General features: G+C 64.6%; 32 protein-coding genes, 1 tRNA gene and 1 pseudogene. 24 read left to right on the top strand and 10 right to left on the bottom strand.

Going from position 1 to position 22,556, the window contains the following annotated elements:
* The first annotated feature begins 25 nt into the window (after positions 1–25).
* The 5 genes from WHT83_RS06205 to WHT83_RS06185 are packed head-to-tail and all read left to right on the top strand — an operon-like array spanning position 26 to position 1,923.
* Complete coding sequence (locus tag WHT83_RS06205) at positions 26–886, top strand: hypothetical protein (protein ID WP_406873286.1); 861 nt, start codon at positions 26–28, stop codon at positions 884–886.
* A 2-nt stretch (positions 887–888) separates the two neighbouring features.
* Complete coding sequence (locus WHT83_RS06200; protein ID WP_406873285.1) at positions 889–1,101, top strand: hypothetical protein; 213 nt, start codon at positions 889–891, stop codon at positions 1,099–1,101.
* On the top strand, positions 1,098–1,355 hold the full coding sequence (locus tag WHT83_RS06195) for a hypothetical protein (protein WP_406873284.1): 258 nt from the start codon (positions 1,098–1,100) through the stop codon (positions 1,353–1,355). The genes WHT83_RS06200 and WHT83_RS06195 overlap by 4 nt, the downstream gene beginning before the upstream one ends.
* Positions 1,340–1,534, top strand: coding sequence for a hypothetical protein (locus WHT83_RS06190; RefSeq protein ID WP_406873283.1), 195 nt, complete (start codon positions 1,340–1,342; stop codon positions 1,532–1,534). The genes WHT83_RS06195 and WHT83_RS06190 overlap by 16 nt, the downstream gene beginning before the upstream one ends.
* Entirely contained in the window at positions 1,522–1,923 is a 402-nt protein-coding gene (locus WHT83_RS06185; RefSeq protein WP_406873282.1) for a hypothetical protein, read from the top strand. The genes WHT83_RS06190 and WHT83_RS06185 overlap by 13 nt, the downstream gene beginning before the upstream one ends.
* A gap of 439 nt (positions 1,924–2,362) precedes the next feature.
* Here the strand turns inward: WHT83_RS06185 and WHT83_RS06180 are convergent, their stop codons facing one another.
* The 4 genes from WHT83_RS06180 to WHT83_RS06165 all read right to left on the bottom strand — a co-directional run bounded on the left by WHT83_RS06180 (position 2,363) and on the right by WHT83_RS06165 (position 3,511).
* Positions 2,363–2,596, bottom strand: a complete 234-nt coding sequence (locus WHT83_RS06180; RefSeq protein WP_406873281.1) for a hypothetical protein — start codon at positions 2,594–2,596, stop codon at positions 2,363–2,365.
* 54 nt (positions 2,597–2,650) lie between these two features.
* Positions 2,651–2,959, bottom strand: coding sequence for a hypothetical protein (locus WHT83_RS06175; protein WP_406873280.1), 309 nt, complete (start codon positions 2,957–2,959; stop codon positions 2,651–2,653).
* A 9-nt stretch (positions 2,960–2,968) separates the two neighbouring features.
* Positions 2,969–3,352: a hypothetical protein gene (locus tag WHT83_RS06170; RefSeq protein ID WP_406873279.1), complete on the bottom strand. Its 384-nt coding sequence runs from the start codon at positions 3,350–3,352 to the stop codon at positions 2,969–2,971.
* Between the two features lie 82 nt (positions 3,353–3,434).
* Positions 3,435–3,511, bottom strand: a tRNA-Arg gene (locus WHT83_RS06165).
* A 223-nt stretch (positions 3,512–3,734) separates the two neighbouring features.
* Between WHT83_RS06165 and WHT83_RS06160 the strand changes: the two genes are divergently transcribed.
* Together WHT83_RS06160 and WHT83_RS06155 are read left to right on the top strand one after the other, a co-directional pair.
* On the top strand, positions 3,735–4,322 hold the full coding sequence (locus WHT83_RS06160) for an IMPACT family protein (RefSeq protein ID WP_406873278.1): 588 nt from the start codon (positions 3,735–3,737) through the stop codon (positions 4,320–4,322).
* A gap of 179 nt (positions 4,323–4,501) precedes the next feature.
* Positions 4,502–4,903, top strand: coding sequence for a cupin domain-containing protein (locus WHT83_RS06155; RefSeq protein ID WP_183263034.1), 402 nt, complete (start codon positions 4,502–4,504; stop codon positions 4,901–4,903).
* A 56-nt stretch (positions 4,904–4,959) separates the two neighbouring features.
* Here the strand turns inward: WHT83_RS06155 and WHT83_RS06150 are convergent, their stop codons facing one another.
* A complete protein-coding gene (locus WHT83_RS06150; protein ID WP_406873277.1) occupies positions 4,960–5,949 on the bottom strand; it encodes a D-alanyl-D-alanine carboxypeptidase family protein in 990 nt (329 codons plus the stop codon).
* Positions 5,950–6,221: 272 nt separating this feature from the next.
* Here WHT83_RS06150 and WHT83_RS06145 point away from each other — a divergent pair, with 272 nt between their 5' ends.
* The 3 genes from WHT83_RS06145 to WHT83_RS06135 all read left to right on the top strand — a co-directional run bounded on the left by WHT83_RS06145 (position 6,222) and on the right by WHT83_RS06135 (position 8,401).
* Positions 6,222–7,307 carry a hypothetical protein gene (locus WHT83_RS06145; protein WP_406873938.1) on the top strand — a complete coding sequence of 362 codons (1,086 nt, stop codon included), beginning with the start codon at positions 6,222–6,224 and terminating at the stop codon, positions 7,305–7,307.
* A 72-nt stretch (positions 7,308–7,379) separates the two neighbouring features.
* Positions 7,380–7,988, top strand: a complete 609-nt coding sequence (locus tag WHT83_RS06140) for a nucleoside triphosphate hydrolase (protein WP_108605733.1) — start codon at positions 7,380–7,382, stop codon at positions 7,986–7,988.
* Between the two features lie 95 nt (positions 7,989–8,083).
* A complete protein-coding gene (locus WHT83_RS06135; RefSeq protein ID WP_406873276.1) occupies positions 8,084–8,401 on the top strand; it encodes a hypothetical protein in 318 nt (105 codons plus the stop codon).
* 29 nt (positions 8,402–8,430) lie between these two features.
* Here WHT83_RS06135 and WHT83_RS06130 read toward each other — a convergent pair whose 3' ends face one another.
* From WHT83_RS06130 to WHT83_RS06120, 3 genes are all read right to left on the bottom strand, one after another.
* Positions 8,431–9,135: a glutathione S-transferase family protein gene (locus tag WHT83_RS06130; protein ID WP_183263036.1), complete on the bottom strand. Its 705-nt coding sequence runs from the start codon at positions 9,133–9,135 to the stop codon at positions 8,431–8,433.
* Between the two features lie 157 nt (positions 9,136–9,292).
* On the bottom strand, positions 9,293–10,504 hold the full coding sequence (locus tag WHT83_RS06125; RefSeq protein ID WP_406873275.1) for a beta-ketoacyl-[acyl-carrier-protein] synthase family protein: 1,212 nt from the start codon (positions 10,502–10,504) through the stop codon (positions 9,293–9,295).
* A 1-nt stretch (position 10,505) separates the two neighbouring features.
* Positions 10,506–10,760 (bottom strand): acyl carrier protein, encoded by a 255-nt coding sequence (locus WHT83_RS06120; protein ID WP_108605736.1) that lies wholly within the window; start codon positions 10,758–10,760, stop codon positions 10,506–10,508.
* Between the two features lie 194 nt (positions 10,761–10,954).
* Here WHT83_RS06120 and WHT83_RS06115 point away from each other — a divergent pair, with 194 nt between their 5' ends.
* The 12 genes and pseudogenes from WHT83_RS06115 to WHT83_RS06060 all read left to right on the top strand — a co-directional run bounded on the left by WHT83_RS06115 (position 10,955) and on the right by WHT83_RS06060 (position 19,024).
* Positions 10,955–11,809 (top strand): urease accessory protein UreD, encoded by an 855-nt coding sequence (locus WHT83_RS06115; RefSeq protein ID WP_406873274.1) that lies wholly within the window; start codon positions 10,955–10,957, stop codon positions 11,807–11,809.
* A gap of 15 nt (positions 11,810–11,824) precedes the next feature.
* Positions 11,825–12,127, top strand: coding sequence for an urease subunit gamma (locus WHT83_RS06110; RefSeq protein ID WP_108605738.1), 303 nt, complete (start codon positions 11,825–11,827; stop codon positions 12,125–12,127).
* Between the two features lie 7 nt (positions 12,128–12,134).
* Complete coding sequence (locus tag WHT83_RS06105; RefSeq protein WP_406873273.1) at positions 12,135–12,389, top strand: DUF1272 domain-containing protein; 255 nt, start codon at positions 12,135–12,137, stop codon at positions 12,387–12,389.
* A gap of 11 nt (positions 12,390–12,400) precedes the next feature.
* Entirely contained in the window at positions 12,401–12,706 is a 306-nt protein-coding gene (locus WHT83_RS06100) for an urease subunit beta (RefSeq protein ID WP_108605740.1), read from the top strand.
* Positions 12,706–14,418 (top strand): urease subunit alpha, encoded by a 1,713-nt coding sequence (gene ureC, locus WHT83_RS06095; RefSeq protein ID WP_406873272.1) that lies wholly within the window; start codon positions 12,706–12,708, stop codon positions 14,416–14,418. Before WHT83_RS06100 ends, ureC begins: the two co-directional genes overlap by 1 nt.
* 149 nt (positions 14,419–14,567) lie before the next feature.
* The gene (locus WHT83_RS06090) at positions 14,568–15,113 is read left to right on the top strand and encodes a peroxiredoxin (protein ID WP_108609579.1); all 546 of its coding nucleotides are present in this window, start codon (positions 14,568–14,570) and stop codon (positions 15,111–15,113) included.
* A 158-nt stretch (positions 15,114–15,271) separates the two neighbouring features.
* Positions 15,272–15,727 carry a DUF29 domain-containing protein gene (locus tag WHT83_RS06085; RefSeq protein WP_406873271.1) on the top strand — a complete coding sequence of 152 codons (456 nt, stop codon included), beginning with the start codon at positions 15,272–15,274 and terminating at the stop codon, positions 15,725–15,727.
* A 185-nt stretch (positions 15,728–15,912) separates the two neighbouring features.
* Complete coding sequence (locus tag WHT83_RS06080; protein WP_406873270.1) at positions 15,913–16,464, top strand: urease accessory protein UreE; 552 nt, start codon at positions 15,913–15,915, stop codon at positions 16,462–16,464.
* A complete protein-coding gene (locus tag WHT83_RS06075) occupies positions 16,370–17,128 on the top strand; it encodes an urease accessory protein UreF (RefSeq protein ID WP_406873269.1) in 759 nt (252 codons plus the stop codon). The genes WHT83_RS06080 and WHT83_RS06075 overlap by 95 nt, the downstream gene beginning before the upstream one ends.
* Entirely contained in the window at positions 17,125–17,565 is a 441-nt protein-coding gene (locus WHT83_RS06070) for a DUF3995 domain-containing protein (RefSeq protein WP_406873268.1), read from the top strand. The genes WHT83_RS06075 and WHT83_RS06070 overlap by 4 nt, the downstream gene beginning before the upstream one ends.
* Positions 17,562–18,197 carry an urease accessory protein UreG gene (ureG, locus tag WHT83_RS06065; RefSeq protein WP_108605745.1) on the top strand — a complete coding sequence of 212 codons (636 nt, stop codon included), beginning with the start codon at positions 17,562–17,564 and terminating at the stop codon, positions 18,195–18,197. The genes WHT83_RS06070 and ureG overlap by 4 nt, the downstream gene beginning before the upstream one ends.
* A 63-nt stretch (positions 18,198–18,260) precedes the next feature.
* Positions 18,261–19,024: pseudogene (locus WHT83_RS06060) on the top strand (class II aldolase and adducin N-terminal domain-containing protein).
* A 1-nt stretch (position 19,025) separates the two neighbouring features.
* Here WHT83_RS06060 and WHT83_RS06055 read toward each other — a convergent pair.
* Together WHT83_RS06055 and WHT83_RS06050 are read right to left on the bottom strand one after the other, a co-directional pair.
* On the bottom strand, positions 19,026–19,661 hold the full coding sequence (locus WHT83_RS06055; RefSeq protein ID WP_108605747.1) for an HAD family phosphatase: 636 nt from the start codon (positions 19,659–19,661) through the stop codon (positions 19,026–19,028).
* A 99-nt stretch (positions 19,662–19,760) separates the two neighbouring features.
* Positions 19,761–19,940, bottom strand: coding sequence for a hypothetical protein (locus WHT83_RS06050; RefSeq protein ID WP_108609581.1), 180 nt, complete (start codon positions 19,938–19,940; stop codon positions 19,761–19,763).
* Positions 19,941–20,072: 132 nt separating this feature from the next.
* Between WHT83_RS06050 and gcvA the strand changes: the two genes are divergently transcribed.
* Both gcvA and WHT83_RS06040 read left to right on the top strand, forming a co-directional pair.
* On the top strand, positions 20,073–20,966 hold the full coding sequence (gene gcvA / locus WHT83_RS06045) for a transcriptional regulator GcvA (protein WP_406873267.1): 894 nt from the start codon (positions 20,073–20,075) through the stop codon (positions 20,964–20,966).
* A 185-nt stretch (positions 20,967–21,151) separates the two neighbouring features.
* On the top strand, positions 21,152–22,555 hold the full coding sequence (locus tag WHT83_RS06040; RefSeq protein WP_406873266.1) for an MATE family efflux transporter: 1,404 nt from the start codon (positions 21,152–21,154) through the stop codon (positions 22,553–22,555).
* The last annotated feature ends 1 nt before the right edge of the window (position 22,556 follow it).

The following is a 22,556-nucleotide window of genomic DNA, read 5'->3' as shown; positions in this document are numbered from 1 at the left end:
CCCGACCACAATCTGAGGAAGTCCCATGGACCGTAGCAAGTTCTACGCGGCCTTGCGCGCGCGCTCGTCTGGCGTGTTCGGAACGTCGCTCACCACAAGCCAGGTCGCCAACCTCGAAGCGATCCTTGACGAGATCCAGTCAGCCGGCCTGCCGCTTCGGCATGCGGCCTATGTGCTGGCCACGCCCTATCATGAGGTGGGGTCGGCCATGGCGCCGAAGGTCGAGAACCTGACCTATTCGTCGGCCGAGCGCATCAAGGCTGTCTGGCCGCAGCGCTTCCCTCGGCTCGGCGATGCGCTGCCCTACGTCCGCAACCCGCAAGGGCTCGCCAACAAGGTCTATGGCGGTCGCATGGGCAATGTCGGCCCGAACGACGGCTGGACCTATAGGGGGCGCGGCTACCCACAGACGACAGGCCGGGAGAACTACGAGCGCTTCGGCAAGCTGCTTGGGCTCGATCTGCTCGGCAACCCTGACCTTGCCCTTCAGCCCGGCATCTCGGCCCGTATCCTGATCCTCGGCATGAAGGGTGGCCTGTTCACCGGAAAGAAGCTGGCCGACTTTCTCAACGGCGACCAGCCGAATTACCGCGGCGCCCGCGCGATCATCAATGGTGACGTCGAAGCAAACGGCGACACGGTGGCCGGCTATGCCGTGGCCTTCGCCAATGCCCTCCGCGCGGCCGCGTACATCGGCGTCAAGGCGCCGCCCCTGGTGATCCCACCCGAACCGAGCACCGCCCCTAAACCCAGCAACCCCAAGCCTTCCGAGCCGATTGCACCGCCTCCGGGCACCGCCCCTGGCGAACCCGCCAAAGGCTTCCGCTTCGTCCTCCAACTCATCGCCAAGGCGCTCGCCGCGCTCTTCTCCCGAAAGGAACACTGACCATGTGGTGCCGTATTAAACGCTTCTTCAAGGACAGCGAAACCATCTTCTGGGCTCGCCTTCAGGCGGTGGCCGGCGCGGTCGCTGTGACCGTCACCTTCGTTGATCCGTCGGTCCTCCAGCCGGTCATCCCGTCCGAGTGGTTCCCTTGGCTGCTGGTGGCCAATGGGCTGATGACCGAGTACCTGCGCCGTCGCCGGGAGCCAGACCTATGAGCGTCCTCGGCTTCCTCATCGGCAACCCGACGCTGCTGGCGATCATGGGCGGCGTGGTGGCCGCGCTGATTGCGTTCATCACTGGCAACAGCCGCGGCGCCCGCCTTCAAGAGCGAAAGCAGGCGGCTGAAAAACTGGTCGCTGCCGAGGATCGTCTTGAGATGGACCGTGAGGCGACCGACGCCGACCGACGAGCGCGCGACCTCTCGGACGCCGAGGCCACCAAGGAGGCGATGCGGTGGGCAAAGCGCTAATCCTGATCCTGCTGCTGACCGGCTGCGCCTCCGTGCAGCCCGTCGCAGATCCCCGAGAAGTCTGGTGCGACCATAACTCGCCGCGCCGTGACGCAACGCCAGAGACGCCGCGCGCCGAACTGGACGAGATCAACGGCCATAACTTCAAGGGCCAACTTTGGTGCGGATGGAAAGCATGACGACATCGGAACGGATCGCAAGCAACGTGCTGCTGCTGGCAGTGGCAAGACTCTCCATGGCCTTGGCGCTGCCGACCCTCGGGCTGCTCCTGTGGCTCTATTCGAGTTGGCAGGACGCGCAGCTAGAGATGCTGCAAACGCAGATCAACCAGACGCAGCATTCGGCGCAAGAGGCTTCGCAACTTGCGCTGAAGCTCTCGGATCGGCTGATCGCCGTCGAGACGAAGCAGGTGCAGGATGCGGCATCGAGCGAGAAGTTCCAGAGCGCCACGCTGACGCGCCTTGACCGGGTGCAGGACAGTATCGTCGGCCTGTCGAACACCGTGGCCGCCTTGACCGCCACGCTGCAATCAATCGTCAACGACAAGCAGAGCCGAACGCCGCCCTAGGCGTTAACTTCTTGTTAATGGCTGGTGCATCAGTCTGATCGGGTGGTGAGGGAAATGACAGATCCCCCTTGAGCTTCCCTCAGCACGCCCCCAGAGGCTTGAGCCCGTCGTAGCAATACGGCGGGCTTATTCGTTTCGGATCACGGGGCTTTTCTTGGGGTCTAGCAGGTGCTTGAATGTGGGCAGGCGGAGAGCAAGGAAATCAGCATGGCACAGTCCGAGGAAGTGCGCGGCCAAGAAACGGATGGCTATGCTTGGTCCTGCTACAAAACCGATATGCCGGTTGGTCCCTACATAGCGTTTGTCACCAACCCCAACGGTTGCAACTACAGGGGCCTCTTCCCCACCATAGACAAGGGTCGGTCTTGGATAGACCAGACGATCCTAGAGGATCGGAAGAACCCACGGGTGAAATGGGACCCACAATGACGTCGTCCCATCATTCCATGTCGGGGACTTCGCCAGCCTGGTAGAGGATCGTCGGCTCGCCATATTCGCCAATGGCCGGGTTTGCCTCTCGGCTCCACGCGATCACGCCGGCATGTTCGCTTTCGATCATCTTGGCCAGGCGGATGGCAGCATCCTCGCTCTGCATCTGGCGTGGATCAAACGCTGGCTTCAAGTCGCCTTCCTCGTCGCGGTTGAAGGCGGCGACGACGATCAGCTTCGGCATTTTCCGTTCGGGTAGGACGTGTCCGGTGCTCGACATAGTCGCATCTCTTCCTGTTCAATGAAGGAGAGGCTTCGTCTCCGACTGCACAATGAACCCCGCCAGGCAATTCAACACGTCCTCGATGACGTCCATGGACGGCCATTTCAGCATTGGCGTGTTGCCGTCCGCCGCGCCCAGTATGGGGATGAGCTTGAAGGCCCTTTCGTCCTGTTCGCTTGACTCCACGGTCACCGTGAATTTCATGTCTGGGAACCGGCGTTCGAGCTCTATGGCGATCTCGCGTCGTCTTGTGTCAAACCATGCGCCCGCTGGCGGTATCACCAAGAACTCACGGGTTTCCCCGTCTTCGGCTTTTATTGGCATCGCGCGCCCTCATTCGCTGGGGGCATTTTCTCGCACGTACCGGCGCTTCTGCCAATCGTAGACTAGCCCGTCCGGCCGCTTGAAGCCTCGGGATGGTTTATGCGTCCCTTCGTGCCGCGCCTGCTGGCGCTTCGCTTTCCTGATACGGGGCAAGTCTTCGGTGTGGGTCTTCACCTGGGCGCAGTCGTAGTGCGCCGGGCCGCAGTTGGTATTGGTGTCTGGTCCGAGCAATGCCAAGGCGCGCTTATGCTCGACGATCCAGCGGTCGTTATGGCGGTGGATGGGCTTCCCGCAGATGCAGCAGGGCGCGACGTTGTGGCCGGTGCAGTTCTCCGAGAAGATGTGCTGCCGGCGCTTGTCGGTCATTCGCAGGCGAGGTGTGTTCGCGGTCATCCTTCAACAGCCTCATGGTGACTATTTGGTGACACTGAGATTTTCAGCGCTTCCCAAATCTGACCTAAGTTGTTGAAAAGATTGGCGCACCCGACAGGATTCGAACCTGTGACCTCTGCCTTCGGAGGGCAGCGCTCTATCCAGCTGAGCTACGGGTGCTCGTCCGCAGGCTGACCGCGGACCACCATCCGGCGCACCGGACGACGCGCGTTCATAACCGATGCGGCGGCTGGCTTCAACGGGGGAAGTGGCAAATCGCGCGACAAGCACGGACGCCGGCAAATGCAACTGCGGCACGCAGTGCCGGGCGGGCTGGCGCCACCGTGATGCCGATGCCGGCGCAATTGACGATCATCGCCGCGCATTGTCTAACGCGGCTGACATGTTCACCCTCGCGCAGATCGAAAGTTTCGCCCAGGACGTCAAGAAGAGCCGCTTCCTGGCCGTCGCCGGTCCCGTGGCCGACGAGGCCACGGCCAAGGCGTTCATCTCGGCCCATTCGGATGCAGGCGCGAACCACAATTGCTGGGCCTGGCGCGTCGGGCAGGCATACCGCTTCAGCGATGACGGCGAGCCGAGTGGCACGGCGGGCAAGCCGATCCTGCAGGCGCTCGACGGCCAGGCGCTCGACAATGTCGCGGTGGTCGTCACGCGCTGGTTCGGCGGCGTGCTCCTCGGCACCGGCGGGCTGGTCCGCGCCTATGGCGGCTCCGCATTGGCCTGCCTGCGCGCAGCGGCCAAGGTGCCGCTGGTGGTTACCGTCGAGGCCGTGGCGACGCTTGAATTCGCCGACCTGGCGATCGTCCAGGCCCGGCTCGCGGCGCTGCCGGGCGTCCGCACCATCGCCGAGACATTCACCGCCACCGGCGCTGTGCTGACCCTCGCCCTGCCCGAGGCCGACGCCGCGGCGGTCACCAGGATGATCGCTGACCTGACCAGCGGTCGGGCAGCGGTGGCTTTTGCCGATTGACCCTGGCTCCCACGGACTTTGACTGCGGCCAAGCCGGCCGAAGCCGACCGAAGATGCGTCATGGCAGCATTGGATGGCGCCGGTCAGGAAACAGCCATAAGCTCAGGCAAGGCAAACCAGCCCTGCAGCCGGCTGGCAACCGCGATACCCCCGCCATCTGTCTTGAAGGAGATCTTGGAATGGACATCAAACGCTGCGGATCGCGGCCGTCGGCAACGCCCTCGCCCGACTATTTCACCGGCGCGGTGCGCCAGGACCCGATCATCGAGGCGCCGGCACCGGCCATGGTGCGCGCCGTCAACGTCACCTTCGAGCCCGGCGCGCGCACGGCATGGCACACCCATCCGCTCGGCCAGACGCTGGTCGTCACTTCAGGCTGCGGCTGGGTCCAGGTCTGGGGCGGCGAGGTGCTGGAAATCCGCAACGGCGACGTCGTCTGGTTCGCGCCCGGCGAAAAGCACTGGCATGGTGCCGCGGCCACCACGGCGATGTCGCACATCGCGATCCAGGAAGCGCAGGACGGCCGCGCCGTCGACTGGCTCGAGCATGTCAGCGACGCACAATACAAGGCGCCGGCCTGAGCGACGGGTCGCTGACTACGCAAGCTCCCCGGCAGATCAATCGCCGGGGATGCGCATCAGTAGACTTCGGCCATCGGCACCGGACCTGAAGCCGGGGCCGCTGCAGCGACGGGTGCCGGCATCGACGTGACGGCCGGCATCGCGACCGCCGTCTCGGTCGGCATCGGCACGGGCTGCGCCGCCGGCTGGAACAGCGACGAGGCCAGGCTGCCGCCCGAAGCTTGCGGCATGTAGCGCACGATCAGTTCCTCGACATGGGCATTGCGCTTGCGTGCGCTGTCGCCACCCATCACGACAATCACCAGCTTGCGGCCATCGGCATTGACCGAGGTGACGATGTTGAAGCCCGACGCCCTGATGTAGCCGGTCTTGATGCCGTCGACGCCATTGACCCGGCCGAGCAGGTCGTTGTGGCCGCGCACCCGCTTGCCGCGGAAATTGAAGTCGGTGGCGGAGAAATAATAGTAATGCTGCGGAAAATGCTTGCGCAGCGCCATGCCGAGCACGGCCATGTCGCGTGCGGTGGTGCGCTGGGCGGCGTCGGGCAGGCCCGACGCATTGCGGAACACCGTCGCGGTCATGCCGAGCTGGCGTGCCTTCGACGTCATCAGGCGGGCAAAACCCTCCTCCGAGCCGCCGAGATACTCCCCGACAGCTACCGCCACGTCGTTGGCCGACTTGGTCGCCAGGGCGCGGACCGCCGCTTCCAGCTCGATCTGCTCGCCGCGCTTGAAACCGAGCTTGGAGGGCGGCTGCGAGCGGGCATTCTCCGACACCGGGATCAGCGTGGTCTTGGACGCCCGCCCCTGCTGCATCGCCTCGAAGGTCAGGTAGAGCGTCATCATCTTGGTCAGCGAGGCGGGATAGCGCGGCGCCGTCGAATAGGCCTGGAACAGCGTACGCCCGTTGGTGGCGTCGACGACGATGGCCGCATATTTTTCCGGCGCGGCCGGCGGGGCCACACTGAGCGTTTCCGTGGTAGCGCAGCCGGCGAGCAAGGCTGCCACGGCAAGCAGCGCCGCCAGTTGGCGAAACAGGGCGGGCACAGGGCGCCGGAGGGACCTGAAGGAGAGCGGAAGCAGGAAGGCTTGGGCTAACAAGGAAAAACCTGTCGGTGGTCGCCAAGAACTCTGGCTGAGTGGGATGCCGGCCGGCAACAACAGCCGGAAACTACAGAATGTGGGACAAGCCGTCCATTTGGCTCATCGCGCCAGACGCATGTTGCGCCAGCGGTGTTGACTATTGGTTACACCTGCAAGCTTGCGCCGGCCGTGAAAAAGCGGCTTGTCTGGGACAGCAACAGCGGGTGATTTGGCAGATGAACGTGCATCGATTGCAGGCCGAGGGCATTTCCGTCGCACTGGACCTGTCGGTCGGCCACGTCGCCGATCTCGCCATCGAAGCCGGCGGACGCCGAATCAGGCCGTTGCACCGCGCGCCATGGATCGACAGGCCGGACCTGCCGGAAGGGCTGCCGGCGGGCGTTGTCAGGCTGTCGGGCGATTTCCTCTGCGCGCCGTTTTCGCGCAGCGACGTCGAGGCGGCACCGCTGCACGGCTGGCCGGCCAACAGCGCATGGGATCTCGTCTCCGACGAAGCCATTTCGGGCGGTCGACGCGCCAGCTTCCGGCTGCAGCACAAGGTGATGGGCGCTGTGGTCGAAAAGACGCTGATCCTGCGCGACGGCCATCCGTTCCTCTACCAGGAACACAGCTTTACCGGCGGTTCGGGCGCGATCTCCGTCGCCCACCATCCAATGACCGAGATGCGGGCGGGCGGGAGGCTGGCGTTTTCGCCGAAGCGGCTGGCGGCGACGCCGCCGGACGCGACCGAGCCCGACCCGGCCCGCGGCAGCCATCTGCTCGCCTATCCCGCCCGCAGCGCGGATCCGGCACGCTTCCCCGCCGCATCCGGCGGCGAGGTCGACCTCACCGACTTCAGCGCCAGCCGCCGGCACGAGGATTTCGTCACGCTGGTCGAGGCCGATCACGGCGGCATGGGCTGGACTGCGGTGGCGCGCAAGGCCGAAGCCGACGTCGTGCTGGTGCTGAAGAACCCGGCCGAGCTGCCCGTGACTATGCTGTGGATCAGCAATGGCGGCCGCTTCTACGCACCGTGGAACGGCCGTGCCGGCGTTCTCGGCATCGAGGATGGCCGCACGGCGATCGGCCATGCCGCGTCGCTCGGCGACAACTGGCTGCGGCGCGAAGGCGTGGAAACCGCCTTTGCGCTCGGCGGGGATGTTGCTTTCCGCCAGATCGTCGGCGCGCTGCCGCTGGAGGGCGGCCAGCCGCCGGTTTCGATTGCTCCCAGCGAAGGAAGGCTTCGGCTGACGTTCGCAGATGGCAGCAGCCGTGAGACCTCATTCGACGATGCGTTCCTGCGAATTGCAAAACGCACTTGAACTGGAACCTTCGCCGCCTCAATTTTGTCTGATGCTCCAGCAGGATGCCAAACGAGACCATCGGGAAGGCCCATGTCAGAGATAGCCCATATCGCCGCCACCCTTTTCAAGCGCGCCCATCATGCCGAGCGCTTCGTGATCGGCATCGCCGGGCCGCCCGGTTCGGGCAAGTCGACGCTGTCGTCGGCGCTGCGCGACGTGCTGCCCGAAGGCTCGGCAGCCGTGGTGCCGATGGATGGCTTCCACTTCGACGACAAGGTGCTCGAGACGCGCGGCCTGAGCGCGCGCAAGGGCGCGCCCGAAACCTTCGACTTCGCCGGCTTCGAGGTGCTGCTCAAGCGGTTGCGGGCCGCGGAGCCCGACATCGCCATCCCGGTTTTCGACCGCAGCATCGAGCTGTCGCGCGCGGGAGCGGAGATCGTCGGCGCCGACGTCAAGTTCATCCTTGTCGAAGGCAATTATCTGCTGCTCGACGAGGAACCCTGGCAGCGGCTCGACTCATTGTTCGACTTCACCATCTTCGTCGATGCGCCACGCGAGGAGCTCGAGCGGCGCCTGGTCGAACGCTGGCGCGAGCATGGCCGATCCGACGCCGACGCCCGCAACTGGATCGACAGCAACGACATGCCCAACATCGACCGCGTGCTCGCCGCGCGGCGCAAGGCCGATCTGGTGATCTGAGCGCAAGCGGAACCGAAGCGCCAACTGCCCGTTGTCTGACATGCGGACGACCTGCAAATGCGGGTCCGGACATGCGCAACAGCGAGGCGACAGCCATGGCTACCAAGGCAAAGAAAGCTGCCCCCAGGTCGGGCAAGGCACTTCAGTCGAAGGCGGGTGCAGGCCCGGCAATGGCCGAACGGTCGAAAGACGCAGCCAAGCCGGCATTCGGCAAGGCAGCGCCAAAAAAAGTCACACCGGCAGCTGAAAAGCCCGCGAAGGCAGCCAGTCCGAAGAAGGCCGTTGCCGACAAGCGGCCATCGGTGGCCGCACGGGTGATGCGCAAGGTCAAGGGTGTGGCAAGCGGCGTAGCCGGCATTGCCGCCTCAGTGATCACCCGCGACGGCGGCAAGGCGAAAGCGAAGGCCAAGTAGGCACCTGCGCCTTCGCTTGACGCCGGTGCTCAGGAGCGCGCCGGGATGTTCAGCCCAGCCTGCACCGCCGGCCGTGCCAGGCCGCGTTCCAGCCACGCCGCGACATTCTCAAAGCTCTTGAAGCCGACGATGTCGCCCGCTTCATAGAAGCCGATCAGGTTGCGCACCCAGCCGAGCAGGGAAATGTCGGCTATGGTGAAGTCATCGTCCATGATCCACTTGCGGCCGGCGAGCCGCTGGTCGAGCACGCCGAGCAGGCGGCGCGACTCGTCGCGGTAGCGCTCGAGCGGACGCTTGTCGGCGATCTCCCGGCCGGCGAATTTATGGAAGAAGCCGAGCTGGCCGAACATCGGGCCGACCGAAGCCATCTGGAAGAACACCCACTGCACGGTCTCGTAGTGCCGCACCCGGTCGGCCGGGATCAGGCGGCCGGTCTTTTCGGCGAGATATAGCAGGATGGCGCCCGACTCGAACAGGCCGATCGGCTTGCCGCCCGGACCGTTGGGATCGATGATCGCCGGGATCTTGCCGTTCGGGTTCAGCGCCAGGAATTCCGGCGTCCAGCTCTCGTTCTTGCCGATGTTGATGGCATGGGCCTCATAGGGCAGGTCAAGCTCTTCGAGGGCGATCGAGACCTTGACGCCATTCGGCGTCGGGAACGAATAGAGCTGGATGCGGTCCGGGTGTTGCGCCGGCCAGCGCGCAGCAATCGGAAATGGAGTGAGATCGCTCATCGACGGTTCCTCGTGGGGTGGGCCGACGCGAAGCGCTGGCCGGAATGGTGGGGCATGCAAAAGTTAGGCATGCAGGCGCGCGTCATCAATATGCATGCGCGCTGTTTTATCCAGATGACACCTGGAGATATGACTCCGGGAGATCGAAGACGGCCGGTCAGGCCGCCTTCACCGCCACCACGGCGTTGGTGCCGCCAAAGGCAAAGCCGTTGCTGATCGCCACCCGCACCGGGCGAGCCTTGGCGACGTTGGGCGTCACGTCGAGGTCGCAGTCGGCGTCGGCCTCGCGATAATTGGCGGTCGGCGGCACCAGGCCCTCGCGCACCGCATTGACGCAGGCGATCATTTCGAGCGCGCCCGAGGCGCCGAGGCAATGGGCATGCATCGATTTGGTCGACGACACCGACAGCTTGTGCGCATGGGCGCCGAACACGCGCTTGATGGCTGCAGTCTCGATCTGGTCGTTGGCCTTGGTGCCGGTGCCGTGGGCGTTGATGTAATCGACCTCTTCCGGTGCCAGGCCGGCATCGAGCAGGCAGGCACGCATGGCGGCGGTCGGGCCTTCGACCGTCGGTGCAACGATGTCGGAGGCATCGCCGGACATGCCGGTTCCGGCAAGTTCGGCCAGGATGGTCGCGCCGCGCGCGATGGCGTGTTCGTAGGTTTCGAGCACGGCCATGCCGGCGCCCTCGCCGAGAACCAGCCCTTGCCTGTCGGCGGAGAACGGCCGGCAGGTGTCGGGCGCAACGACACGCAAGGCTTCCCAGCCCTTGATCACGCCCCACACCAGCGGTGCGTCGGTGCCGCCGGCAACGATCGCATCGGCGCGACCAAGCAGGAGCTGGTCCATTGCGGTTGCGAAGGCGTGGTTGGACGAGGAGCAGGCGGATGTGACGCCAAAGACGGGACCGCGCAGGCCGAGGTTCATGCTGACCTGGCCGGCCGCAGCACCCGGCATGACCTTCGGCACGGTGAAGATGCCGGCGCGGTTCTTGCCCTCGAGCAGGATGGCGCGATAGTTTTCCTCGATCGCTTCCCAGCCGCAGACGCCGACGCCGACGATGGTGCCAACGCGGTTGGTGTTGTTTTCGTCGACGACCAGGCCGGACTGGCGCATCGCTTCCTTGGCCGCGATGACGGCGAGAAGGCTGAAGCGGTCCATCGAAACGAGCTGCTTGCGGTCGATGCCGTGCTCGGGCAGTTGCTTGATTTCGGCGCCGATGCGGATCTTGAGTTCATGCAGGGCGCCATTGGTCAGCGGCCCGATGGCCGAGCGGCCAGCGCGCATGGAGTCCCATATGGCAGGCGCGTCGGTGCCGAGCCCGCACAGCCCGCCGATGCCGGTAATGACGATGCGGGGACGCTTCATCTCAGGCTTTTTGTGCAATCAGGGCGCGAACGGCTTCGACCATGTCGCCGACATTCTTGAGGCTGCTCCAGGCATCGGCCGTGTTCATCTCGATTTCGATGCCGTATTCTTCTTCGAGATCGAAGATGATCTCGGTCAGTTCGAGAGAATGGATGCCGAGCGCGGTCAATTCGGTATCGAGCGTGATCTCTTCGCCGCCGGTCTCTGCATGCGCCTTGATCTTGTCGATGATTTCCGTTGCCAGCTGATCAGCCATCAGTACCCTTCCCCAGAACTCTCTTACATTGGCCGGCGTCGCACGACCGTCGTGTCGGGCCCTTTCCGAGCCCGAATTGCACTGTTCGCCCCCGAAATGAGCCAAAAAGGCATCTCTCTATAGAAACCGAAACGCCGTGAGGCAACAAGCTATATATCGACAATCGCGTCGTCTCGGCTAAACCTCAGGGCATCATGACCATCAGCGCATCCTTGTCCGCGGCGACGGACGCAGCAGCGATTTCCTCGCAACGCGTGGCGGCACGTGCCCGCATCGAGATCGAGCATCGTGCCGGACGCAGCCGCCTCGCCCGGCTCTACCAGGACGGCGCCGCCAAGATCAGGCTGCCCGATACCGGGGGCGATCCGCTGGAGGCGGTGCTGATCAACATGGCTGGTGGCCTGACTGGCGGTGACCGCATCGGATGGGAGGTTGCGGTCGGGGCCGGCGCGCGGGCATCGATCACCACCCAGGCGTGCGAAAAGGTCTACCGCGCGCTGGCCGGCCAGGCCGAAGTGGACGTGCGGCTAACGGTTGGCGAAGGCGGTCGGCTAGCATGGCTGCCACAGGAGACGATCGTGTTCGACCGCTCCGCATTCTCCCGTTCGCTCGATGTCGACATGGCTAGAGGTGCCGAAGCGCTCATCGTCGAAGCGACGGTCTTCGGCCGCAGCGCCATGGGCGAGCGCGCGAAGGACGGCCTGTTTCGCGACCGCTGGCGCGTTCGGTGCGAGGGAAAGCTCGTCCACGCGGAAGAATTTTCCGTCGGCCCCGACATGGAAACGACGCTCGCCAAGCCGGCATCTGCCGGCGGGCGCATCGCCATGGCAACGCTGCTCTTGATCTCCGACGAAACCGAGGTCTTGGTGGAGCCGGCGCGGCGAATCATCGGCGACGATGGCGGTGTCAGCGCCTGGAACGTGGCCGGAACTGGCAAGCTTCTTGCGAGGCTGTCCGCCGAGGACGGCTACCAGCTACGTAAACGACTCATGCCCCTGGTAGCCCTGCTCAATGGGCAGGCAGGCTTGCCCAGACTGTGGTCACTCTAGGATTTCGGTGCGCGAATGAACCTGACGCCAAGGGAAAAGGACAAGCTGCTGATCGCCATGGCGGCGATCGTGGCGCGCAAGCGGCTCGAGCGCGGCGTCAAGCTCAACCATCCCGAAGCGGTGGCGCTGATTTCCGACTTCATCGTCGAGGGCGCGCGCGACGGCCGCCCTGTTGCCGAGCTTATGGAGGCCGGCGCCCATGTCATCACCCGCGCCCAGGTGATGGACGGCATCGCCGAGATGATCCATGACGTCCAGGTGGAAGCCACATTCCCCGACGGCACCAAGCTGGTCACCGTGCACGAACCGATCCGCTGAGGCCGCCATGCTCGAACTGCGCCCCAATTGCGAATGCTGCGACCGCGACCTGCCGCCCGCGGCGACAAACGCGGTGATCTGCACCTTCGAATGCACCTTCTGCACGGACTGTGCTGACGGCGTGCTCGGCGGCAACTGCCCCAATTGCGGCGGCAATTTTTCCGCCCGCCCGATCCGGCCCGCCGCCATGCTTTTGAAATATCCCGCCTCGACCAAGCGCGTGCTGAAAGCCGAAGGCTGCACGCCGAAATCGGCAGCCTGAGGAGCGACACCATGATCCCCGGCGAAATCATAACCGCCCCCGGCTCGATCGAGCTCAACAAGGGCCAGCCGACAGTCACGCTCAAGATCGCCAACACTGGCGACCGGCCGATCCAGGTCGGCAGCCACTATCATTTCTACGAGACCAACAACGGCCTGAAATTCGACCGCGAGAAGGCGCGCGGCATGCGGCTCGACATCGCCGCCGGCACCGCCGTGCGCTTCGAACCGGGCCAGGAGCGCGACGTCACGCTGGTGCCGCTGGGCGGCAAGCGCGAGGTCTACGGCTTCCAGAAAAAGGTGATGGGAAAGCTCTGATGCCAGCAATCATCTCCCGTCCCGATTACGCCCGGATGTTCGGTCCGACCGTCGGCGACAAGGTCCGGCTCGCCGACACCGAGCTGTTCATCGAGGTCGAGAACGACTTCACCGTCTACGGCGAGGAAGTGAAGTTCGGCGGCGGCAAGGTCATTCGCGACGGCATGGGCCAGAGCCAGCTCAGCCGCGCCCAGGGGGCGATGGACTGCGTCATCACCAATGCGCTGATCCTCGACCACACCGGCGTCTACAAGGCCGATGTCGGGCTCAGGGACGGCCGCATCGCCGCCATCGGCAAGGCAGGCAATCCCGATACCCAGCCCGGCGTCACCATCATCATCGGTCCCGGCACCGAGATCATTGCCGGCGAAGGCAAGATCCTGACCGCCGGCGGCATCGACACCCACATCCATTTCATCTCGCCGCAGCAGGTCGACGAGGCGTTGAACTCCGGCGTGACCTGCATGGTCGGCGGCGGCACCGGTCCGGCGCACGGCACGCTCGCCACCACCTGCACGCCTGGACCATGGAACATCGCCCGCATCATCCAGGCCTTCGACGGCCTGCCGATGAATATCGGCGTGTTCGGCAAGGGCAACGCCTCGCTGCCGGGCGCACTCGAGGAGATGGTGCTGGCCGGTGCCTGCGGGCTCAAGCTGCACGAAGACTGGGGCTCGACGCCTGCGGCCATCGACACCTGCCTGTCGGTCGCCGACGCCTACGACATCCAGGTTGCCATCCACTCCGACACGCTGAACGAGGGCGGTTTCGTCGAGGACACGGTCGCCGCCTTCAAGGGCCGCACCATCCATTCGTTCCACACCGAAGGTGCCGGCGGCGGCCATGCCCCCGACATCATCAAGGTCTGCCAGTATCCGAACGTGATCCCGGCCTCGACCAACCCGACGCGGCCCTACACGGTCAACACCATCGCCGAGCATCTCGACATGCTGATGGTCTGCCATCATTTGTCGCCGTCGATCCCCGAGGACATCGCCTTTGCCGAAAGCCGTATCCGCAAGGAGACGATCGCGGCGGAGGACATCCTGCACGACCTCGGCGCGTTCTCGGTGATCTCGTCCGACAGCCAGGCCATGGGCCGTGTCGGCGAGATGATCATCCGCACCTGGCAGACGGCCGACAAGATGAAGCGCCAGCGCGGCGCATTGCCGGGCGAGAATGGCAACAACGACAATTTCCGCGCCCGCCGCTACATCGCCAAATACACCATCAACCCGGCCATTGCGCACGGCATGTCGAGGGAGATCGGCTCGATCGAGGTCGGCAAGCGCGCCGATCTCGTGCTGTGGAACCCGGCGTTCTTCGGCGTCAAGCCCGACATGGTGCTGCTCGGCGGCTGGATCGCCACCGCACCCATGGGCGACCCCAACGGCTCGATCCCGACGCCGCAGCCGAGTCACTACCGCCCGATGTTCGGCTCTTTCGGCAAGGCGCTGACCCACAGTTCGATCACCTTCGTCTCGAAGGCCGGGCTGGAGGGCGGCCTGCGCGAGCGCATCGGCGTCGAAAAGCAGATGGTGGCGGTCGAAAACACCCGCGGCGGCATCGGCAAGCGCTCGATGATCCTCAACGACGCAATGCCTCAGATGGAGGTCGATCCCGAGACCTACGAGGTGCGCGCCGACGGCGAGCTTCTGACCTGCGAGCCGGCGACGGTTCTGCCGATGGCGCAGCGCTACTTCCTGTTCTGACGTCAGGTCCACCCGCGACCTGATGCCACGCCGGCAATGCTGGAACCGCCTCCGGCCAATTGTTATCTAGCCCTCGCTAGCAAAAATATCCGGCAGGACTCCCGAGCCCAAGATCGGGGGCTCCGGCTATCTTGGAAATGGAGTTCTACATGTTCGGGAAAAAAGTTCCTGCCGTCACCTTCCGTACCCGCGTGCGCGACGAGGCCGTTGGCGGCCCCAATCCCTTCCGCTGGGAAGACAAGTCCTCGGCCGACTATTTCGACGGCAAGCGCGTCGTCCTGTTCTCGCTGCCGGGCGCCTTCACCCCGACCTGCTCGACCTACCAGCTGCCCGACTTCGAAAAGCTGTTCGGCGAATTCCAGGCCCAGGGCATCGACGAGATCTACTGCGTGTCGGTCAACGACGCCTTCGTCATGAACGCCTGGGGCAAGTCGCAGAACCTCGACAAGGTCAAGCTGATCCCGGACGGCTCGGGCGAATTCACCCGCAAGATGGGCATGCTGGTTGCCAAGGACAATGTCGGCTTCGGCATGCGCTCGTGGCGCTACGCCGCCGTCATCAACAACGGCCGCATCGAGAAGTGGTTCGAGGAAGAAGGCTTCTCCGACAATTGCGACAGCGATCCCTACGGCGTTTCCTCGCCGCAGAACATTCTTGAGGCGCTCAAGAACGACGACGTCGCCGAAGCCGCATAAGCTTCAGTGTTCTCGCCAAGATCGAAACCCCGGCCGTCTCCGCGCGCCGGGGTTTTTTGTTACCTCGAATACGGCCGGTCAATTGGCAAAGGGCACGGGAACTTCATCCACGCCAAGATCTATTGGCGATATGCGTATTTCGGCGCAGGATGCGTGCCGTGAACAAGATTTTCGGCAAACCGCAATTGACGCCCTACGAGGCCGATTATGCTCGCTGGTGCGCAGAGCAAGGCGCGCTGCTGCGCGAGGGAAATCTGCAGGAGCTCGACCGGGAAAATCTCGCCGAGGAGATCGAAAGCTCGGGGCGCAGTGACAAACGCGAAATCGAAAGCAGGCTCAATGTGCTGCTTGTCCATCTTTTGAAGTGGCGGTTCCAGCCGGATCAGCGGGCGGGAAGCTGGAAAGCAACGATTACCGAACAGCGTTGGCGGATTTCGCGGGTGGTCAAGGACAGCCCAAGCCTGAACAGCTATCCGAGGAAGGTTCTGGCCGAGGAATATGCGCTTGCACGATCGAACGCCGCCACCGAAACCGGACTGTTTGCAGACGCTTTCCCGTCAGATTGCACTTTCAGCATTGGTCAGGTCCTCGATTTGGAATTCTTCCCGGAGTAGTTGGGTGCAATCGAGATGCTAGCCACCTGCGCTGGTGGCACTTTGTCGCCACCCGCAGCGGACGATTCCATCACGCCATCATCACGGCTACTGTAACCCGTCAGATATCGCGGTTTTGGTCCTGTTCGACGCCATCGCCCGAACCGGCTAACACCCCGACTTCATGTGAAAGGAAGAGCTTACCGATGCTGCGTGCTCCCCATCTCATTCGCGCCGAAGCCGTCCGTGCCGATGCGCAGCGCCAGCTGCCGTTCGACCTTGCCGTGCTCGCCCATGACGAACGCCATATCCGCCGCCGCGCCGTCGAACTCGTCCATGGCGACCGCGTGCTGGTCGACCTGCCCGAGCCCGTCGTGCTCGAAACCGGCGACGTGCTGGTGCTCGACGACGGCCGGCACGCCGAGATCATTGCCGCCGAGGAAGAGCTCTACGAAATCCGCACCCATGATGCGGTTCACCTGACGCAACTTGCCTGGCACATCGGCAACCGGCACCTGGCGGCGGCGATCGAAGCCGACCGCATCCTCATCCTGCGCGACCATGTCATCAAGGCAATGTTGGAGGGCCTCGGCGCCCAGGTCAGCGACATCCTGGAGCCGTTCGAGCCAGTGCGCGGCGCCTATTCCGGTCACGGCCACGACCATGGGCAAAGCCACGGTCACGCGCACGACCATGGGGATCACCACCATGGCGATCACAACCACCATCATGGCGGACACCATCACCACCATGACTGAGCCCGGCAAGGGTGCAGCGCTGCTGCGACTGATGGCGTGGCTGTCGCCGGCGTTCCCGGTCGGCGGCTTCTCCTACAGCCACGGCCTCGAACGCGCCGTGCATGACGGGCTTGTCGCCAGCCGCGACGACCTTGCCGGCTGGCTGGCAGCCCTTGCCGAACTCGGCTCCGGCTGGAACGATGCCGTGCTGTTCGCCGAAGCGTGGCGCCGCGCCCGAGAGGATGGCGATCTCGCCGAGATCGCCGAACTCGGCGAGGCGCTCGCCGGCTCGCGCGAACGCCACATGGAAACGATGCTGCAGGGACAGGCCTTCCTTACCGCCGCCGCCGCCTGGCCGCATCCGGTGCTTGAAAAACTGCCTGCCGATTGGCCTTACTGCGTCGCCGTCGGTGCGGTTTCAGGCGCGAATGGCATCGCGCTCGAGGATGCGCTTGCGGCCTATCTGCAGGCGTTCTCGACCAATCTTCTGCAGGCGGCGATCCGCCTCGGCGTCGTCGGCCAGGTAGCTGCGACCGGCATCGTTGCCGCGTTCGAGCCGGTGGCGCTTGCGGTTGCCGCCCGCGCTGCGGCGTCGAGCCTCGGCGACCTCGGCTCGGCGGCGCTTACCTCCGACATCGTGGCCATGCGCCACGAAACCCAGCACTCAAGGCTCTTCCGCTCATGATCGTGATCGCTTTCGCGCTTGCCACGGTGCTCTATCTCCTGACCTCGCTGCATGTCTATTGGGGCCTCGGCGGCGTCTGGCCCGGCACCGACCAGGCGTCCTGCGCCCGTGCGGTCGCCGGCTTCCGTGGCATCGACGCCATGCCGACGCCCTTCGCCTGCTTTGCCGTTGCCGCCTGCCTGTTGCTGGCGACGCTGTGGCCGCTGGCGTTGGTCGGGGTCTTCGCCACGCCGTTCCCGAGAGCAGGGCTCGCCGCTTCGGCGCTGATGATCGCGCTGGTGTTCCTGGGTCGCGGCATCGCCGGCTTCACCCCGGCGTGGCGTCGGCTGACGCCGGAAATGCCCTTCGCCCGCCTCGACCGGCTGTATTATTCGCCGCTGTGCCTGCTCGTCGGCACAGGCTTCGCCTTCCTCGCCATCAAGGGATTTCAGCCATGACATCGAAAAACGGCCCGCTTCGCATCGGCATCGGCGGGCCCGTCGGCTCGGGCAAGACGACGCTGACCGAAAAGCTGTGCAAGGCGCTGCGCGACGAGTTCTCCATCGCCGTCGTCACCAACGACATCTACACCAAGGAGGACGCGCTGCTGCTCGCCCGCCTCCAGGCGCTGCCGGAAGAGCGCATCATGGGCGTGGAGACGGGCGGCTGCCCGCACACCGCCATCCGCGAGGACGCCTCGATCAATCTCCAGGCCATCGCCGCGATGAACCGCAAATTCCCCGACCTCGAGATCGTCTTCATCGAGTCGGGCGGCGACAACCTCGCGGCAACCTTCTCGCCAGACCTCGCCGACATCACGCTCTATGTCATCTCGGTCTGCCAGGGCGAGGAGATCCCGCGTAAGGGCGGCCCCGGCATCACCCGTTCCGACTTCCTGGTCATCAACAAGAGCGACCTCGCGCCCTATGTGAACGTCGATCTCGAGGTCATGGAAGCCGACGCCGCCCGCCAGCGCGGCAAGCGGCCGTTCGGCTTCACCGACCTGTCGCGCGGCAAGGGACTGGAAGCGGTCATCGACTTCATCGTCGAGAATGGCGGGCTCCGGCTGGACCAGCGGATTTCAGCCTGAGCGGCGGTTGCCGCACCTGACATGACGCGGCATTCTTCCCCCCAGCCAGAGAGGGAGGAACACATGGCCGTCGCCCAGCTCAAGCAGACCAACCTGCCGTTCTACGAAGAGCGCGTCGACCTCGCCTGCGCCTTCCGCTGGACGGCGCGGCTCAACATGCATGAGGCGGTGGCCAACCACTTTTCGCTCGCCGTCAACGCCGACGGCTCGAAGTTCCTGATGAACCCCAACCAGGTGCATTTCTCGCGCATCAAGGCGAGCGACCTGCTCTTGATCGACGCCAACGATCCCGAGACGATGAGCGGGCCTAACGCACCCGACCCGACCCGACCGCCTGGGGCCTGCATTGTGCGGTCCATCGCAACTGCGCCCATGCGCGCTGCGTCATGCATGTGCATTCGATCCACGCCACCGTGCTTGCCTCGCTGGCCGATTCCACCCTGCCGCCGATCGACCAGAACACGGCGATCTTCTTCCGCCGCCATGTCGTCGATGGCCAATATGGCGGGCTCGCCTTCGAGGAAGAGGGCGAGCGCTGTTCCAGCCTGCTCTCCGATCCCAAGGTCAAGGTGATGATCATGGGCAATCACGGCGTGCTGGTCATCGGTGACAGCGTCGCCGACACCTTCAACCGGCTCTATTATTTCGAACGCGCCTGCGAGACCTACATCAAGGCCTTGTGGACTGGCCGGCCGTTGCGCACGCTCTCCGACGAGATCGCCGAAAAGGCGGCACTCGAGCAGGAGGACTATCCCGGCCAGGCCGAACGCCATCTCGCCGAGCTCAAGGCGATCCTCGACGAGCAGGAGCCGACGTACCGGAGCTAACTCAGTCCAGCCCGAGCAGTTCCCTGACCTCTGCGGCGCTATGCGCGATCAGTGCGCCGGCAGGACCATCGATCCTGTCCTGCGGCCAGAAGATGGTGCGCATGCCGGCGGCGACGCCAGCGATGGCACCCGTGACGCTGTCTTCCATCACCACCGTGTCGACCGGATCGATGCCGGTCAGCCAGGCGGCGCGCAGATAGGGCTCGGGATCGGGCTTGCCGTTGCGCACGTCGTTGCGGCTGATAGTCTTCATCGCCGGCTCGTGAAGGCCGACGGCACGCAGATTGACGTCAACCACCATGCGGTCGGAATTCGAGACGATCGCTTGGATCACGCCGCTCGCCTTGAGGTCGCGGAAAATCTCCATCGCGCCCTCGCGCGGCAGAAGACCCGGCGCATGCCTCATATAGTGGTTGTATTTCAGGTTGATCCAGTCGTCGAATTCCAGGCCGAGGCCGAATTGTTCGCACAAGACCTCATAGACCGGCCGCGCCGCCTGGCCGACGACGCGGGCGTGCAGATCGACTGGCGGCTCGACGCCGACGCTGCGCAGTGCGGCGACCAGCGATTGCTCGTGCAGCGGCTCGCTGTCGATCAGCGTGCCGTCCATATCCCAATACACTGCCTTCGGTGTCATCTGACCGGTCCTTGTTCACCCCATTGCTCATAGGAGCTTTGGTGGCGGAAATGAACCGTTCATATGGCCTTAGAGGACACATGCGCGTGCGTCCGGCCTTCAGCGACGCCGGCCGCAGGGGCTGTTGCCGTCGAGGAACCCGACATCGCGCTTGAGGTGGTCGGAGAGGTCCCTGGCATCGAGGACCCGCCGCCGGGCACGCACGCCGAAGACGGCGGCCAGCCGCGCAGTCCAGCTGATCTGCTCGCAATGGATAAGACTTGCCTGTACCGTGGCCATGATCGTCATCCTTATGAGTTGCTTGAAGAGTGCTGATGCGTTGGCCTACATATTGGTTTGTAATGATTGGCATTTCCAATTGAACGTCGATCACGACCCATTAAGAGCCCTTATGCATAGGATGCCCCTGGCATGAGCCAGCAACTGCCGCCGCTGACGGCGCTACGGGTTTTCGAGGCTGCCGCGCGCCATGGCAGCTTCACCAAGGCTGCGACCGAGCTCGGCATGACCCAGGCGGCGGTCAGCTACCAGATCAAGCTCCTGGAGGAGCGGGTCGGCACGCCGCTATTCTTGCGAAAACCCAGGCAAGTGGTGCTGACCGAAACCGGCAGCCGCCTGGCGCCGGCCGTCGGCGACGCCTTCAACATACTGGGCGAGGCCTATGCCGCGGCGCGGGCCGGATCGGGCGGCACCTTGTGCATCTCCACCGTGCTGACCTTCGCCTCCAACTGGCTGGCCCGGCATATCGGCTCGTTCCAGATGCGCCATCCCGCCATTGCCGTGCGGCTCGACACATCCAGCCACATGGTCGATTTTGCGCGCGAGGAAGTCGATATCGGCATCCGCTCCGGAGACGGTGCCTGGCCGGGCCTTGTCTCCCACCTGCTTTTCCGCGCCCAGTATACGCCGATGCTCAGCCCTCGCCTGGCCGACAGCATCGGCGGGGTGAAGGAGCCAGCCGACCTGCTCAAGCTGCGCATCCTCGATCCGACTGATGTCTGGTGGAAGCGCTGGTTCGAACTGGCGAACGTGCCGAGCGACAGCCTGGAAGGACGGCCCGACACCTCAATGGGCTCGCAGGCCTATGAGGCAAATGCGGCGATGGCCGGCCAGGGCGTGGCGATCCTGACGCGCAAGTTCTTTACCAACGAGATCGCCGAGGGCCGGCTGATCCAGCCCTTCGACCTGCTTGGCGACGATGGCCATGCCTACTGGCTGGTCTATCCGGAAGCGCGCCGCAACGTGCCCAAGATCCGCGCCTTCCGCGAATGGATCCTGCCCGAAATCGCCGACTTCGGCGGCTGAACGGCCGCGCCGCGCGCGGGCATTCGCGACCCTGCTGGCTCAATGCTTGGCGCCCGTGACGGCTTGCCACGTCGGGCGGTTTGCTTCAAAAGCTGACCACGGCGAGGCAAAACTGAAGGTTTTGAGGCCGAATCGAACGATATCGGCGGCATTTCTCGCGATAATCGGCACGAAAGACGGAAAACATGTCTGCGATCGAAACCGGCGCGCAATCACCGGCAAATCCTTGGCGCGACGAGCTTCGCGCGATGCTCGCGCTCGCCTGGCCGATGATCCTCACCAACCTGGCGCAGACCGCCATGACCGCCACCGACGTGATGATGCTCGGCCGGCTGGGGCCGGATGCGCTTGCCGCCGGCGCGCTCGGCTCGAACCTCTATTTCGCACCGCTGATCTTCGGGCTTGGCCTGATGTATGCGACCTCGCCGATGATGGCCGCGGAACTCGGCCGCAAGGCCCATTCCGTGCGCGATGTCCGCCGCACAGTGCGCCAGGGCCTGTGGCTGGCAGTCCTCATCTCGATCCCGATCTGGGCCCTGTTGTGGTACACCAAGGCGATCCTGCTCGTCATGGGCCAGGACCCCAAGCTCGCCGAACAGGCCGGTATCTACGTGCACCACCTGCAGTGGGCGGCGTTGCCATTCTTCGGCTACATCGTCTTGCGCTCGTTCATCTCGGCGCTCGAGCGCCCCGGCTGGGCACTGGTCATCATGGCGATCGCCGTTGCTGCCAACGCGCTCGGCAACTGGCTTCTGGTGTTCGGCAAGTGGGGCTTCCCCGAGATGGGTATCGCCGGTTCCGGCCTAGCCACCAGCATCGCCAGTGCAATGATGTTTGTCGGCATGGCCGCCGTGGTGATGACGGAAAAGAAGTTCCGCCGCTACCGGCTGTTCGGACGCTTCTGGCGGGCCGACTGGCCGCGTTTCATGGCGTTGCTGAAGCTCGGCGCGCCGATCTCCGGCATCCTCGCCTTCGAGGTCACCATCTTCAACGCCGCCGCCTTCCTGATGGGGCTGATCAATTCGGCTTCGCTCGCGGCGCATGCCATCGCCATCCAGATCTGCGCGGTGACCTTCATGATCCCGCTCGGCCTCGGCCAGGCCGTCACCGTGCGCGTCGGGCTGGCATTTGGTGCAAAAGACCATGACGGCATCACCCGCGCCGGCTGGACCGCCTATGTGCTCGGCGTCGGCTTCATGGCGCTGATGGCGATGGTGATGGTGTTCTGGCCGCATCTGCTGATTTCGGCCTTCATCGACGTCGGCGACCCGGCCAACGCCCAGGTGATCGGCCTGGCGGTCAGCTTTCTGGTGTTCGCGGCGCTGTTCCAGGTGGTCGACGGCGCCCAAGCTGTGTCGGCCGGCCAGTTGCGCGGGCTGCAGGACACGACGGTGCCGATGATTCTCGCGGCAATAGGCTATTGGGGCGTGGGCCTGCCGCTCGGCGTCGTCCTCGCCTTCCGTTTCGGCTTCGAAGGCCGTGGTATCTGGATCGGCCTGTTCACGGGCCTCGCGGTGGTCTCGGTTCTGCTTCTTTGGCGCTGGCTCAGGCGCGAAAAACTCGGCCTGATGGACAAGCCGGTGATCTAAA

Source organism: Aminobacter sp. P9b (assembly GCF_045345995.1).
GTDB lineage: Bacteria > Pseudomonadota > Alphaproteobacteria > Rhizobiales > Rhizobiaceae > Aminobacter > Aminobacter niigataensis.
The sequence above is the reverse complement of the archived record's forward strand: the minus strand, read 5'-3'. Positions and strand labels throughout refer to the sequence as shown.

Excerpts from the sequence above, each read along its gene's own strand:
- WHT83_RS06205 (WP_406873286.1), top strand. The coding sequence starts at position 26 with ATGGACCGTAGCAAGTTCTACGCGGCCTTGCGCGCGCGCTCGTCTGGC.
- WHT83_RS06200 (WP_406873285.1), top strand. The coding sequence starts at position 889 with ATGTGGTGCCGTATTAAACGCTTCTTCAAGGACAGCGAAACCATCTTC.
- WHT83_RS06195 (WP_406873284.1), top strand. The coding sequence starts at position 1,098 with ATGAGCGTCCTCGGCTTCCTCATCGGCAACCCGACGCTGCTGGCGATC.
- WHT83_RS06185 (WP_406873282.1), top strand. The coding sequence starts at position 1,522 with ATGGAAAGCATGACGACATCGGAACGGATCGCAAGCAACGTGCTGCTG.
- WHT83_RS06180 (WP_406873281.1), bottom strand. The coding sequence starts at position 2,596 with ATGCCGAAGCTGATCGTCGTCGCCGCCTTCAACCGCGACGAGGAAGGC.
- WHT83_RS06175 (WP_406873280.1), bottom strand. The coding sequence starts at position 2,959 with ATGCCAATAAAAGCCGAAGACGGGGAAACCCGTGAGTTCTTGGTGATA.
- WHT83_RS06170 (WP_406873279.1), bottom strand. The coding sequence starts at position 3,352 with ATGACCGCGAACACACCTCGCCTGCGAATGACCGACAAGCGCCGGCAG.
- WHT83_RS06160 (WP_406873278.1), top strand. The coding sequence starts at position 3,735 with ATGTTCACCCTCGCGCAGATCGAAAGTTTCGCCCAGGACGTCAAGAAG.
- WHT83_RS06155 (WP_183263034.1), top strand. The coding sequence starts at position 4,502 with ATGGACATCAAACGCTGCGGATCGCGGCCGTCGGCAACGCCCTCGCCC.
- WHT83_RS06145 (WP_406873938.1), top strand. The coding sequence starts at position 6,222 with ATGAACGTGCATCGATTGCAGGCCGAGGGCATTTCCGTCGCACTGGAC.
- WHT83_RS06140 (WP_108605733.1), top strand. The coding sequence starts at position 7,380 with ATGTCAGAGATAGCCCATATCGCCGCCACCCTTTTCAAGCGCGCCCAT.
- WHT83_RS06135 (WP_406873276.1), top strand. The coding sequence starts at position 8,084 with ATGGCTACCAAGGCAAAGAAAGCTGCCCCCAGGTCGGGCAAGGCACTT.
- WHT83_RS06130 (WP_183263036.1), bottom strand. The coding sequence starts at position 9,135 with ATGAGCGATCTCACTCCATTTCCGATTGCTGCGCGCTGGCCGGCGCAA.
- WHT83_RS06125 (WP_406873275.1), bottom strand. The coding sequence starts at position 10,504 with ATGAAGCGTCCCCGCATCGTCATTACCGGCATCGGCGGGCTGTGCGGG.
- WHT83_RS06120 (WP_108605736.1), bottom strand. The coding sequence starts at position 10,760 with ATGGCTGATCAGCTGGCAACGGAAATCATCGACAAGATCAAGGCGCAT.
- WHT83_RS06115 (WP_406873274.1), top strand. The coding sequence starts at position 10,955 with ATGACCATCAGCGCATCCTTGTCCGCGGCGACGGACGCAGCAGCGATT.
- WHT83_RS06110 (WP_108605738.1), top strand. The coding sequence starts at position 11,825 with ATGAACCTGACGCCAAGGGAAAAGGACAAGCTGCTGATCGCCATGGCG.
- WHT83_RS06105 (WP_406873273.1), top strand. The coding sequence starts at position 12,135 with ATGCTCGAACTGCGCCCCAATTGCGAATGCTGCGACCGCGACCTGCCG.
- WHT83_RS06100 (WP_108605740.1), top strand. The coding sequence starts at position 12,401 with ATGATCCCCGGCGAAATCATAACCGCCCCCGGCTCGATCGAGCTCAAC.
- ureC (WP_406873272.1), top strand. The coding sequence starts at position 12,706 with ATGCCAGCAATCATCTCCCGTCCCGATTACGCCCGGATGTTCGGTCCG.
- WHT83_RS06090 (WP_108609579.1), top strand. The coding sequence starts at position 14,568 with ATGTTCGGGAAAAAAGTTCCTGCCGTCACCTTCCGTACCCGCGTGCGC.
- WHT83_RS06080 (WP_406873270.1), top strand. The coding sequence starts at position 15,913 with ATGCTGCGTGCTCCCCATCTCATTCGCGCCGAAGCCGTCCGTGCCGAT.
- WHT83_RS06075 (WP_406873269.1), top strand. The coding sequence starts at position 16,370 with ATGGGCAAAGCCACGGTCACGCGCACGACCATGGGGATCACCACCATG.
- WHT83_RS06070 (WP_406873268.1), top strand. The coding sequence starts at position 17,125 with ATGATCGTGATCGCTTTCGCGCTTGCCACGGTGCTCTATCTCCTGACC.
- ureG (WP_108605745.1), top strand. The coding sequence starts at position 17,562 with ATGACATCGAAAAACGGCCCGCTTCGCATCGGCATCGGCGGGCCCGTC.
- WHT83_RS06055 (WP_108605747.1), bottom strand. The coding sequence starts at position 19,661 with ATGACACCGAAGGCAGTGTATTGGGATATGGACGGCACGCTGATCGAC.
- WHT83_RS06050 (WP_108609581.1), bottom strand. The coding sequence starts at position 19,940 with ATGGCCACGGTACAGGCAAGTCTTATCCATTGCGAGCAGATCAGCTGG.
- gcvA (WP_406873267.1), top strand. The coding sequence starts at position 20,073 with ATGAGCCAGCAACTGCCGCCGCTGACGGCGCTACGGGTTTTCGAGGCT.
- WHT83_RS06040 (WP_406873266.1), top strand. The coding sequence starts at position 21,152 with ATGTCTGCGATCGAAACCGGCGCGCAATCACCGGCAAATCCTTGGCGC.